The sequence below is a fragment of the Actinomadura sp. GTD37 genome (assembly GCF_041951365.1).
GTDB lineage: Bacteria > Actinomycetota > Actinomycetes > Streptosporangiales > Streptosporangiaceae > Spirillospora.
This window is the reverse complement of the sequence record NZ_JBGNUS010000006.1, coordinates 159,922-172,212: the sequence shown is the minus strand read 5'-3', so window position 1 is coordinate 172,212 and position 12,291 is coordinate 159,922. Positions and strand designations below refer to the sequence as shown.

Genomic DNA, 12,291 nt, shown 5'->3' with positions numbered 1-12,291 from the left:
TTTCGCATAATTGGCCCTACCAAGACCAGTCCAGTTGCCGCCAAAGTGGATTCGAAAGCGGCCACTCACGGTTCTAGGAGCGGATAATGGCCTTGATGGCACGGCGGCTCGTGCAACTCTACGTCGGATTGGCCTTGTACGGGCTGGGCATCGCCCTCCAGGTGTCGTCCGGTCTCGGCAACGACCCGTGGGACGTCTTCCACCAGGGCCTCTCCCGCCGCTTCGGCCTCTCCATCGGCATGTGGATCATCATCGCGGGCGCGGTGGTGATGCTCGCGTGGATCCCGCTGCGGCAGCGGCCCGGGATCGGGACGGTCAGCAACGTCGTCCTCGTCGGCGTGTTCGCCGACCTTTTCCTGTGGCTGCTGCCCGCACCCGACGCGCTGGCGGCCCGCTGGGCCTGCCTCCTCGCCGGGGTGCTCGCCGGCGGCGTCGCCACCGGCTGCTACATCGGCGCGGGCCTCGGTCCGGGCCCGCGCGACGGGCTGATGACCGGGATCGCCGCCCGGGGCCGCTCGCTCCGCGTGGTCCGGACCGCGATCGAGCTGACCGTGCTCGCCGCGGGCTGGCTGCTCGGCGGCACCGTCGGCATCGGGACGCTCCTCTACGCGGTCGCGATCGGCCCGCTGACGCACGTCTTCCTGCCGATGCTGACGATCAAGGCGCCGGCCCCGGAGCCCGCCCCCGAACCGGAGCCGGAGCCCGCCCCCGCCTAACCCGCGCGGAGGCGGACGGCCTGCTCGGCGACGGCGGCCAGGAGCGGAGCGGCGTCCGCCTTCAGCTCCGCCAGCGTGCGGGGGCCGTCGGCGAGGCTGAACGCGGCGGTGAGGCCGAGCGCGTGCAGCTCGTCCAGCGGCCCCGCCACGCCGCCGGCCAGCGCGATGCACGGAACGCCGCGGCCGCGCGCGAGGGCGGCGACGGCGGAGACGACCTTCCCGGCCGCGCTCTGCCCGTCCACGCGGCCCTCGCCGGTGATGACGAGGTCCGCGCCGTCTAGCGCGGACGGGAGCCCGACCGCCTCGGCGACGAGGAGGGCCCCGCCGGACGGCTCGGCGCCGAGCGCCCCCACGAGCCCGCCGCAGGTGCCGCCCGCCGCGCCCGCGCCGGGCAGGTCGTGGACGCGGGGCCCGCCGGCGGCGGCCAGCACGTCCGCGAAGACGGTGAGGGCGGCGTCCAGCTCGGCGACCTGGCCGGGCGACGCGCCCTTCTGCGGGCCGAACACGGCGGCGGCGCCGTCCGGCCCGACGAGCGGGTTGGTGACGTCGCAGGCGACGCGGAACCGGGTCGCGCGGACCGCGTCCGGCACCCCCGAGTCGTCGATCGAGGCGAGCCGGGCGAGGGCCGCGCCGCCCTGCGGCAGCTCGCCGCCGGCGGCGTCGAGGAAGCGGACGCCGAGGGCGCGCAGCAGCCCGGCGCCGCCGTCGGTGCTGGCGCTGCCGCCGATGCACACGAGCACGTCGCGGGCGCCGCGCCGGACCGCGTCCGCGATCAGCTCGCCGGTGCCGGTCGTGGCGGCGTTCAGCGGGTCGGGCGGGACGTCCTCGACCAGCGGCAGCCCGGACGCGGCCGCCAGCTCCACCACCGCGGACCGCCCGTCGCCGGACAGGGCGTAGCGGGCCTTGACCGGGCGCCCCAGCGGGTCGGTGGCGGCGACCTCCACCGCGTCCCCGGCGCGGGCGCGCAGGAAGCAGTCGAGGGTGCCCTCGCCGCCGTCCGCCATCGGCACCGCGACCACCTCGGCGCGCGGCGCGGCCCGGCGCACGCCCGCCCCGACGGCGGCGCACACCTCGGCGGCGGACAGGCTGCCCTTGAACGAGTCGGGCGCGACGACGACCCGCATCAGCACCGCCTCCGGTGGACGTCCCCCGGACCTCCGCGCGGCGCCGGTCGGTGGGCAGCGCCGCGCCGGCGCTCCGCTGCGGTCATCGCTCAGTGCTCGGCGGCCAGCGTGGCGAGGACGGAGGCGAACTCCTCCGGCAGCACCATCGTCTCGCCCTCGTAGCGGGTCTCCAGGTAGGTCAGCTCACCGGCGCGCCACCAGTACAGGTGCGGGCTGAGCGAGCCCGGCCCCTCCTCGTAGGCGCGGTGGGCCTGCGCCTGGAGCTCGGTCGCCGCGGCCACGGCCGCGCGGTAGCGCGCCCTGGGGTGCCCCTCGGAGATGCGGAGCGGGTGGGCGACGATGAGGCTGCGGTTGGGCGCGATGACCAGCGCCCCGTACGGGCCGATCGGCAGGTACTCCTCCAGCCACGCCAGGTGGGTGACGGCGTAGAACGTCCAGCCGTGCAGGACGGAGACGCGGACGCCGCCGAGATCCTGCTCGTCCAGCTGCAGGGGCCCGTCGGCGCGGACGTTGGCGCGGCCGAGCATGAACAGCGCGTCGCCGGAGACCGGCCAGCCGTCCATCTCCTCGGTGGTGACGGTCCGCACGGTGGTGGGCGTGTCGACGACCACGGCCTCGATCAGGCCGGGCGCGAACGGCCGGGCGGCGAGGACGCCGTTGTCGGCCTCCGCCGGGTAGATGCGGGTGCGCAGCAGGTGCTGGGCGAGGTCGAAGTCGCTGAGGTCCAGCGGCTCCTCGATCGCGGTGACGATCGTGGTGACGTGGTCGGAGACCAGGGCGGGCCAGTCGTCGCGCGGCACCAGCCGGGCGAGCTGCCGCAGGTCGCGCAGGCTGACGTGCAGCCGGTTCGCGCCCTCCAGCAGCATCACCTCGCCGGGCGCGTGGGTGCAGCGGTAGCCGAGGCTCTCGGCGACCAGTACGAGCAGCGAATCGAGGGTCCCGTCGTCCCAGGGTTCGGGACGGGCATGGCGGCCGCTCATCGCGCACCTCCCGAGGGCGCTTCGAGGGTGAGCGCGCCGGGTTCCGGCACGGCGGGGTGCGGATCTGCGGGGTCGGGTGGGGCGGTCAGCACCGCGGGGGCGCCGAGTTCGAGGGTCAGCTGGCGCGGGCCGTGCCCGGCGGGGACGCCCGCCAGCACCGGGACGCCGAGCGGGCCGAGCCGGGCGGCGAACACCGCGTCGAGCTCGGCGGGGTCGCCGCAGTCCCGCCAGGAGCCGAGCGCCACGCCGGCCGCGCCGTCGAACCAGCCCGCCTGGAGGAGCTGGACGAGCATCCGGTCGATCCGGTAGGGGGCCTCGGCGACGTCCTCCAGGAAGACGATGCGGCCGGCGGCGGGCGGCGGGGCGTAGGGGGTGCCGAGCAGGGCCGTGAGGAGCGAGAGGGTGCCGCCGGTGAGCGGCCCCTCCGCGCGCCCCGGCCGCAGGACGTGCGTGCCGGGCAGGGTCACCGGGCCGCCGAACAGGGCGGCGCGCAGGCAGGCGAGGGTGGCGCCGTCAGGTTCGTCCTCGGCGAGGAGTCCGGCGGGCATGGGGCCGAAGGACGTGGTGACTCCTAGGCGCGTTCCAAAGGCGGTGTGCAGTGCGGTGATGTCGCTGGAGCCGTGCAGGATCTTCGGGCCGGCGGACGCGTCCGCGGCGGCGCCGAGGGCGTCCCAGTCGAGGTGGTCCAGGACGCGGGTGGCGCCGTAGCCGCCCCGCGCGCAGACCACGGCGCGGACGCGCGGGTCGCACCAGGCGGCCTGCAGGTCGGCGGCCCGGTCGGCGTCGCTTCCGGCCAGCCGGTGCCAGTCGTCTCGGACGGGCCCGGGAGCGCCGAGGTTGACACGGTCGAGGGCGTGCTCTCCGACCACGGCGTCAAGGCCGAGGCCGCGCAGGGCGGCGCGGCCGGCCGCCAGCCGGGCGGGCTCGGCGGGGCCGCTGGGCGCGATCACCGCGACCCGGTCGCCCGGCCGCAACCGGCGGTACCTGCGGGTGTTCCGGGTCCGGCGGCGGCCGCCGGGCATGCCGACGGCGGGCGCGGCAGGCGGCCCGTCTGCCGTCTCCGCGCGGGCGCCCCCGCTTTTCAACCCGATCCCTCCTCGCACCGCGACGGGTAGAGCTTGTCAGGATCCGGACGCCAGTGGAAGGGGCGACCGGTCACGACCCGCCAACAGATCATCGCGCCGTGCCGAGCGCGAGGCCGGCGAGGCGCGGGAGCGTCTCGCCGATCGGCCGCCGCAGGACCGCGTCGGCGAGCCCATCGTAGGGCGTCTCCTGGGCGTTGATGATCACCAGCCGGGCGCCGGCGTCGACCGCCTCCAGGCACAGCCCGGCGGCGGGCTGCACGGTGAGCGAGGTGCCGACGGCGAGGAACAGGTCGCAGGAGCGGGCGGCGGTGATCGCCGCGTCCAGGACGTCGGCGTCCAGGGCCTGGCCGAAGGAGATCGTCGCGGACTTCTGGACGCCGCCGCACTCGGCGCAGGGCGGGTCGTCCTCGCCGGCGCCGAGGCGGGCGAGGACCTCGGGCATGGGGGTGCGCAGGCCGCAGGACAGGCAGACGGCGTCGCGCACCGTGCCGTGGATCTCGATGACCGCGGCCTCGGACGATCCGGCGCGCTGGTGCAGGCCGTCGATGTTCTGGGTGATCAGCGCGCGCAGCCGGCCGGCCCGCTCCAGCTCGACGAGGGCGCCGTGCGCGGCGTTGGGCTCGGCGTCCCAGACGGGGTCGTCGCGGCGGGACCGCCAGGCGCGCCGCCGGACCTCGGGGTCGGCGAGGTAGGCGCCGATCGTGGCCGTCGCCTCCGCCGCCGGGTCCTTCGTCCAGACGCCCTGCGGGCCGCGGAAGTCGGGGATCCCGCTGTCGGTGGAGATCCCGGCGCCGGTCAGCACGGTGATCGACTCGACCTTGGGCAAAAGCTCGGCGAGCGTCGGGGGAGCGTCCACCCTCACATGGTAGGCGGCGCCGCCCGGTGGGCCAGGCGACGCGCGCCGGTCCCGGTTAACGGATGGGTATCGGGCCGCCCCTTACCCAGGGTCACGGACCGACCGGCCTCCAAAAGGTGACAAACTGTGCCTCGTATGAGGTCGACGCCGCACATCTTGGTGATCAACGGTACCAAGGTCCGCCGCCCGGTGTTCATCCTGGGCGCTCCGCACTCGGGTGCGGAGCTGCTGGCGCGCGCGGTCAAGCGGTCCCCCGGCTTCCACCTGACCACCGGCCGTCCCGGCGTCCTGCGCGTCACCTACGCGTTCGCGCGGCAGCCCTCGATCGCGACCGAGCGCGGGAAGGGCGCCGCCCGGGTGCTGCGGGACGCCTACGCCGAGGCGTGGCAGGTCTCGGCCCGGGCCTGCGCGCAGTGCCCGGACGAGTGCCGCCGGATGGCCGGCCTGCCGCCCCGGCCGCCCGGCGCGCCCGGCCGCCCAGTCCCCGACGGCGACCTGCCGGAGCCCTGCGTGGACGCGCAGGGCCTCGCCCGGTTCGCCGACGCCTCCCCCGACCTGATCTACAGCGCCGACGTGCTGCTCGACGCCTTCCCCGACGCCCAGCTCGTCCAGGTGATCCGGGACGGCCGGGACGTCGTCGCCGACATGCTGGACGACGAGCGCTGCCTCGCCTGGTTCAAGCCGGGCCTCGCCAACCTCGACACGGTGTTCCCGAACCCGTTCCTCGGCGTGGAGGACCACACCGACCGGAACCGGTGGCCGCGCGCGGCCACCGCGGTGAAGTGCGCGCTGCGCTGGCGCGGCTCGGTGCGGCTCAGCGCGCGGCTCCGCCAGCAGGTCCCCGAGGAGCAGCTGCTCACCGTCCGCTACGAGGAGCTGGTGGCGCGGCCGCGCGACGTCGCCGCCCGCCTGGCCCGGCACCTCGACGCGCAGATCCCGCGGTCGTCGCTGTCGGGCCTGGTCAGGGCCGGCGACGCCGACGACGGCGGGGTGGGGTCGTGGCGCGAGCGGCTCACCCCGCGGCAGGCCGCCCAGGTCGCGAAGGTGGCCGCCACCGAGCTGCGGCGGCTCGGCTACCGGACCGGCCCGGACGGCTGAGCCGCCGGCCGGGCGGCTACTCGGCGCCCAGCGGCTCGGTCTGCCGCTCGTCCCGCTGGTGGGAGAACTGGGTGCGGTACAGCTCGGCGTACAGGCCGCCCGCCAGCAGCAGCTCCTCGTGCCGGCCGCGCTCGGCGACCCGGCCGCTCTCGATGACCAGGATCTGGTCGGCCTCCCGGATCGTGGACAGCCGGTGCGCGATCACCAGCGACGTCCGGCCGGCGAGCGCGGTGCGCAGCGCCCGCTGGACCGCCGCCTCGGACTCGGAGTCCAGGTGCGCGGTGGCCTCGTCCAGCACGACGACGGACGGCGCCTTGAGCAGCAGCCGGGCGATCGCGAGGCGCTGCTTCTCCCCGCCCGACAGCCGGTAGCCGCGGTCGCCGACGACGGTGTCCAGCCCGTCGGGCATGTCGGCGACGAGATCGCCGATGTGCGCGGCCTCCACGGCGGCGAAGATGTCCTCGTCGGTGGCGTCCGGGCGGGCGTAGCGCATGTTCTCCCGGATCGAGTCGTGGAACAGGTGGGCGTCCTGGCTGACCACGCCGATCTCGGCGCGCAGCGAGTCGAGGGTCACGTCGCGGACGTCCGCGCCGCCGACGCGGACGGCGCCGGCCGACACGTCGTACAGCCGCGACACCAGGTGCGTGACCGTCGACTTGCCCGCGCCGGACGGCCCGACGAGCGCGACGAGCTGCCCGGGCTCGGCGCGGAAGTCGACGTCGTGCAGGACCTCGCGGCTGGGCGAGGTGTCGGTGCGGGCGATCGACTCCAGCGAGGCCAGCGACACCTCGTCCGCCGCCGGGTAGGCGAACCGGACGTGGTCGAACTGGATCGACGGCGCCTTCGTCAGGGACGGCTTGCCGCCGTTCCCCGCCGGCGCGCGCGTCGCGCCCAGCGCGCGAGCGTCCTCGCGGTCGCGGATCAGCGGCTTGAGGTCGAGCACCTCGAACACCCGGTCGAAGCTGACGAGGGCGGTCATCACGTCGACGTGGACGTTGGACAGCGCGGTCAGCGGCCCGTACATCCGGGTCATCAGGGTGGCGAGGGCGACGAGCGTGCCGAGCTGGAGGGTGTCGCCGACGACCAGGAAGCCGCCCACCCCGTAGACCATGGCGGTGGCGAGCGCCGCGACCAGCGTGAGCGCGGTGAAGAACACCCGCCCGTACATGGCGGCGACGATCCCGATGTCGCGGACGCGCGCGGCGCGCCGGGAGAAGTTCTCCTCCTCCTCGGCGGGCCGCCCGTACAGCTTGGCGAGCATCGCCCCGGCGACGTTGAACCGCTCGGTCATCAGCGAGCCCATCTCGGCGTCGAGCACCATCTGCTCGCGGCTGATGCGCTGCAGTCGCTTGCCGACCCACTTGGCCGGCAGGACGAAGATCGGGAGCAGCAGCAGCGCGATCAGCGTCACCTGCCACGACAGGATCAGCATGGTGACCAGCACCAGGATCAGGCTGATCACGTTGGACACCACCGACGACAGCGTGGTGGTGAGGGCCCGCTGCGCGCCGATGACGTCGTTGTTGAGGCGGCTGACGAGCGAACCCGTCTGCGCCCGCATGAAGAACGCGACCGGCTGCCGCTGGACGTGCGCGAAGACCTGGCTGCGCAGGTCGTAGATGAGCCCCTCGCCGATCCGCGCCGAGTACCAGCGCTGCGCGAGGCCGAGCACCGCCTCGACCAGCGCGAGCCCCGCGACCGCGACGGCGAGCCAGATCACGACGTCCTGCCGGCCGGGCACGATGCCGCTGTCGATGATCGACTTCAGCAGCAGCGGGTTCGCGACGACGATCACCGCGGCCAGCGAGTTCAGCGCGAGGAAGACCACCAGCTCGCGGACGTAGGGACGGGCGTACCCGGCGATCCGGCCGACGGTGCCGGGCTTGAGCTTCTGCTGGGTGACCGAGCTGTCCTTGCGGAACGAGGCCATCACCTGCCAGCCGCTGCCCGGCATTCCCGGCATTCCCACATCTGCCTCCGTCGCGTCAACGTCATCGACGTAATCAAGTAAGCATCTCAGTATCCGGAGGCACAACGCCGTCCCGTCCGCCGGGCTTCCCGGCTCCGCTCACGGCGTAACCGCCCCCGGACAACCGCCGGCGCGACCGTGATCGGCATCCCCAGGGGGCAGGGAAGGCGTACACGTTCCGGTGGGACCTCGAACCCGCCGGCTGCACCGTGAAGACCGGCCACCGGCTCGGCGTGATCCGGCCGCCGACCGACTACGGATTCACGCTGCGCCGCCCGGCCGGGACCGGGGTCGCGGTGCGGCCGGGTGCTGCCGCCACCGGCGCGCGGCGGCCGCGAGCCGCCGAGGCGGGTGCTGCGGAGGGCGGGCCGGCCGGCCCGCCTCCGGCGGTCACTTGCCGAACATCTCCCGCAGGCGGCCGATCTGCTCGCGCCGCTCGGCGGCGCACTGCTGCTCGAGGGTGTTCTCGGCGGCCTCCCACAGCAGCCGCTTGGTCGCCACGGCCGCGCCGGGGTTCACCGCCAGCAGCGAGGCCACCAGGTCGCGGACGGCGCCGTCCAGGCCGTCGCGCGGGACGACGATCTCGGCGAGCCCGAGCCGCGCCGCCTCGTCGGCGAGCACGGTCCGCGCGGTGAGGCACAGCTCCAGCGCGCGCCCGATGCCGACGATCTCCACCAGCGGCTTGGTGCCGGTCAGGTCCGGCACGAGCCCGAGCGCGGGCTCCTTCATGCAGAACCTGGCGTCGTCGGCGGCCACGCGGATGTCGCACGCGAGCGCGAGCTGGAAACCGCCGCCGATGGCGTGCCCGTGCACGGCCGCGACCGTCACGATGCCGGGGCGCCGCAGCCAGGTGTAGCCCTCCTGCAGCTCGGCGATGAAGCGGTCGGTGGCCGCGGCGTCCGAGCCGTCGGCGAACCCCTCGCCCCCGCCGGAGAACATGCCGAGGTCGATGCCCGCCGAGAAGCACGGGCCCTCGCCCCGCAGGACGACGACGCGCACGTCCGCGGGCAGGGAGCGCCCGATGGCGGCCAGGCCCCGCCATGTGTCGAACGTCATGGCGTTGCGCCGCTCGGGCCGGTTCAGGGTGACGGTCGCGACGGCGCCGTCCACCTCCAGCCGCAGCCCGGCCTTCGCCAGGTCGGCGTCCGCCATGACCGTTTCCGGCCGCCCGGCCGTTGTCGCGTCCCCCACTGGTCTTTCCTCTCGATGAGCGTGCCCGCGCCGGTCGGGCGCGAGCATGGCGGGCCCGCCCCGCCGTCCACGGGGCGGGACCCGCTCGCCCGGTCCGCCGCCGCGACCGAACCTTACTCGGCCGTTCGCGGCGCCGGACCGGGCAGTGCGCTCATCCCGGGGGCAGGGGTCCGGTCAGGACTTCTTGCCCCGGGTCGCACCACCGCGACCGCGCAGGTTGACGCCGGACTCGGTCAGAATCCGGTGGATGAAACCGTACGAGCGGCCGGTGGCGGCTGCCAGGGCGCGGATGCTCTCGCCGGAGTCGTACCTCTTCTTCAGGTCCGCCGCCAGCTTGTCGCGCTCGGCACCGGTCACGCGGGTGCCCTTCTTAAGGGTCTCGGCCACGAGTACCTCCCGTAGTGATGTGGTGACCGCTGCGTTATCCCCCGCCATGATCAGTCATTCCCGGCTGTTCGGCTACCCACTCGGCCAGAAAAGATCTGCGGAAGTCACCTCGCAGGTCACGCGAGCGCCACCAGATCGGCAAACTCGTCACTCCAGATGTCTTCCACACCATCCGGCAGCAAAATCACTCTTTCCGGTGAGAGCGCCTCCACCGCGCCCTCGTCGTGGGTCACCAGGACGATGGCCCCGGCGAACGTCCGCAGGGCGCCGAGGATCTCCTCGCGGCTGGCCGGGTCGAGGTTGTTCGTGGGCTCGTCCAGCAGCAGGACGTTCGCGCTCGACACCACGAGCATCGCCAGTGCCAGCCGGGTCTTCTCGCCGCCGGACAGCACGCCCGCGGGCTTGTCGACGTCGTCGCCGGAGAACAGGAACGACCCGAGGATCTTGCGCACCTCGACCGGCGCCATGCCGGGCGCCGCCGACTGCATGTTCTCCAGGACGGACCGCTCGACGTCCAGGGTCTCGTGCTCCTGCGCGTAGTAGCCGATCCGCAGGCCGTGGCCGGCCACCACCGCGCCCGTGTCGGGCTTGTCGACCCCGCCCAGCAGGCGCAGCAGCGTCGTCTTGCCCGCGCCGTTCAGGCCCAGGATGACGACGCGGCTGCCCCGGTCGACGGCCAGGTCCACGTCGGTGAAAATCTCCAAAGATCCGTACGATTTCGACAAACCCTCCGCGGTGAGGGGCGTCTTGCCGCACGGAGCCGGGTCCGGGAAGCGGATTTTGGCCACCTTGTCGGCCTGCCGCTCGCCCTCGGCGCCCGCGAGGAGCTGCCGGGCGCGGCGGTCCATCTGCTGGGCCGCCTTCGCCTTCGTCGCCTTGGCGCGCATCTTGTCGGCCTGCGACAGCAGCGCGGACGCCTGCCGGTGCGCGTTGGCCGACTCGCGCTTGCGGCGCCGCTCGTCGGTCTCCCGCTGGTCGAGGTACTTCTTCCAGCCGACGTTGTAGATGTCGATCGCGCTGCGGTTGGCGTCCAGGTGGAACACCCGGTTGACGACCGCCTCCAGCAGCTCGACGTCGTGGCTGATCACCACGAGGCCGCCCTGGTGGCCCTTCAGGTAGTCGCGCAGCCAGACGATCGAGTCGGCGTCGAGGTGGTTGGTCGGCTCGTCCAGCAGCAGGCTGTCGGCGCCGGAGAACAGGATGCGCGCCAGCTCCACGCGGCGCCGCTGGCCGCCCGACAGCGTCCCGAGCGGCTGGGTCATCACCCGGTCCGGCAGGCCCAGGCTGGAGGCGATCGAGGCGGCCTCCGCCTCCGCGCTGTAGCCGCCCAGCACGTGCAGGCGCTCTTCGAGGCGCCCGTAGCGGCGGACGGCCCGGTCGCGCTCGGCGCCCGTCGTCGCGGCCATGGCGTCCTCGGCGGCGCGCAGCTCGCGGATCACCTCGTCCAGCCCGCGGGCCGACAGGATCCGGTCGCGGGCCAGCTCGTCCAGGTCGACGTCGCGCGGGTCCTGCGGGAGGTAGCCGATCGTGCCGGAGGACGTCACGGCGCCCTGCGCGGGCTGCGCCTCCCCGGCCAGCACCTTGGTGAGGGTGGTCTTGCCGGCGCCGTTGCGCCCCACGAAGCCGACCCGGTCGCCGGGGTTGACCCGGAACGTGGCGGCCTCGATCAGCAGCCGGGGCCCGGCGCGCAGCTCGATGTCTTTCGCAATGATCACTTGACAGGGCTCCCCTGACGGACGGCTCGGTGGACAGGCACGCGAAACGGCGCGCCGCGCGGTCCTTCGACCGTGGGCGCGCCGGGCGCACTGTCAGTTCGGGAGCGGAACCATCCGTCCAGTGTACGTGACGGCCGAGCGGTCCACGCCGCCCGATCGGCGGGGCCGGAGGGCGGCGGGGCCGCTCCCGGCCATGCCGGTCCGGTGCGGACGCGATGTGTGAAAGGCCGTCCCGGGGCCAGGATGGGTGGTGGCGGGCGTGCGGCGGACGATGGCGGGACCGCGGTCCCGGCACGAAGGAGTGTGAGTCGGATGACCCAAGTCACGAGCAACCCACCGGACGGGACGCCCAACTGGCTCGACATCGGCGTCCCCGGCCTCGACCGGGCCAAGACGTTCTACGGGACGCTCCTGGGCTGGCAGTTCCAGGACACGGGCCCCGAGGGGGGCGACTACAACCTCTGCACGCTGCGCGGCGAGCCCGTCGCCGGGCTGATGGCCAACCCGGCGGACCAGCCCGACGTGTACTGGTGGAACGTCTACTTCGCCGCCGACGACTGCGACGGGCTCGTCGAGCGCGCCGCCGACGCCGGCGGGGAGGTCGTCGTCCCGGCCATGGACGTCATGGACCAGGGCCGCATGGCCGTTCTGAAGGACCCGCAGGGGGGGCAGTTCGGCCTCTGGCGGGGCCGCTCCCACCCGGGTTCGCGGATCGTCAACGAGCCCGGCTCGTTCGTCTGGAACGAGCTGGTCACGCCCGACACCGCGGCCGCCGGCGAGTTCTACCGGGCGGTGTTCGGCTACGAGGTGGAGCCGATGCCGGGCGACATGGACTACCTCGTCCTGCGGCGGGCGGGCGACGGCCGCTACATCGGCGGCATCCTCGGCGGCCCCGGCCTCGTCCTCGGCGGGGGCGGCGACCCCGTCCCGTCGTGGGCGACGTACTTCGCCGTCGACGACGCCGACGAGGCGGTCCGCAGGGTCCGCGCCGGCGGCGGCACGGTCGACGCGGAGCCGGCCGACAGCCCGTACGGGCGGTCGGCGTCCGTCCGCGACCCGTTCGGGGTGCCGTTCCACGTGATGAAGCCGGCGCCCGAACCCGGGTCGTGACCGGTCTCCGGGGGCGCCGGCCCGCCGCCGGGCCCCCGGGAGACCAACCCGGAGACCGGC

General features: G+C 74.5%; 11 protein-coding genes. 3 read left to right on the top strand and 8 right to left on the bottom strand.

Features of this window, described 5'->3' with window-relative positions:
- Positions 1 to 86: 86 nt before the first annotated feature.
- Entirely contained in the window at positions 87 to 716 is a 630-nt protein-coding gene (locus ACA511_RS28275) for a YitT family protein (protein WP_375027662.1), read from the top strand.
- Here ACA511_RS28275 and ACA511_RS28270 read toward each other — a convergent pair.
- From ACA511_RS28270 to ACA511_RS28255, 4 genes are all read right to left on the bottom strand, one after another.
- Positions 713 to 1,840 carry a glycerate kinase gene (locus ACA511_RS28270; RefSeq protein WP_375027661.1) on the bottom strand — a complete coding sequence of 376 codons (1,128 nt, stop codon included), beginning with the start codon at positions 1,838 to 1,840 and terminating at the stop codon, positions 713 to 715. The genes ACA511_RS28275 and ACA511_RS28270 overlap by 4 nt on opposite strands.
- A gap of 89 nt (positions 1,841 to 1,929) precedes the next feature.
- A complete protein-coding gene (locus ACA511_RS28265) occupies positions 1,930 to 2,820 on the bottom strand; it encodes a hypothetical protein (protein ID WP_375027660.1) in 891 nt (296 codons plus the stop codon).
- Positions 2,817 to 3,905 carry an LD-carboxypeptidase gene (locus ACA511_RS28260; RefSeq protein ID WP_375027659.1) on the bottom strand — a complete coding sequence of 363 codons (1,089 nt, stop codon included), beginning with the start codon at positions 3,903 to 3,905 and terminating at the stop codon, positions 2,817 to 2,819. The genes ACA511_RS28265 and ACA511_RS28260 overlap by 4 nt, the downstream gene beginning before the upstream one ends.
- Positions 3,906 to 3,993: 88 nt before the next feature.
- Positions 3,994 to 4,761 carry an NAD-dependent deacetylase gene (locus ACA511_RS28255; protein WP_375027658.1) on the bottom strand — a complete coding sequence of 256 codons (768 nt, stop codon included), beginning with the start codon at positions 4,759 to 4,761 and terminating at the stop codon, positions 3,994 to 3,996.
- 135 nt (positions 4,762 to 4,896) lie between these two features.
- Here ACA511_RS28255 and ACA511_RS28250 point away from each other — a divergent pair, with 135 nt between their 5' ends.
- Complete coding sequence (locus tag ACA511_RS28250; RefSeq protein ID WP_375027657.1) at positions 4,897 to 5,859, top strand: sulfotransferase; 963 nt, start codon at positions 4,897 to 4,899, stop codon at positions 5,857 to 5,859.
- A 16-nt stretch (positions 5,860 to 5,875) separates the two neighbouring features.
- Here ACA511_RS28250 and ACA511_RS28245 read toward each other — a convergent pair whose 3' ends face one another.
- From ACA511_RS28245 to ACA511_RS28230, 4 genes are all read right to left on the bottom strand, one after another.
- Entirely contained in the window at positions 5,876 to 7,822 is a 1,947-nt protein-coding gene (locus ACA511_RS28245) for an ABC transporter ATP-binding protein (protein ID WP_375028076.1), read from the bottom strand.
- Between the two features lie 396 nt (positions 7,823 to 8,218).
- Entirely contained in the window at positions 8,219 to 8,980 is a 762-nt protein-coding gene (locus ACA511_RS28240) for an enoyl-CoA hydratase/isomerase family protein (RefSeq protein WP_375028075.1), read from the bottom strand.
- Positions 8,981 to 9,193: 213 nt separating this feature from the next.
- A complete protein-coding gene (locus ACA511_RS28235) occupies positions 9,194 to 9,406 on the bottom strand; it encodes a helix-turn-helix domain-containing protein (RefSeq protein ID WP_021596738.1) in 213 nt (70 codons plus the stop codon).
- A 116-nt stretch (positions 9,407 to 9,522) separates the two neighbouring features.
- Positions 9,523 to 11,121, bottom strand: a complete 1,599-nt coding sequence (locus tag ACA511_RS28230) for an ABC-F family ATP-binding cassette domain-containing protein (protein ID WP_375027656.1) — start codon at positions 11,119 to 11,121, stop codon at positions 9,523 to 9,525.
- 312 nt (positions 11,122 to 11,433) lie between these two features.
- On the opposite strand from ACA511_RS28230, the gene ACA511_RS28225 reads away from it, so the two are divergent.
- Entirely contained in the window at positions 11,434 to 12,231 is a 798-nt protein-coding gene (locus ACA511_RS28225; RefSeq protein ID WP_375027655.1) for a VOC family protein, read from the top strand.
- Positions 12,232 to 12,291 lie beyond the last annotated feature (60 nt).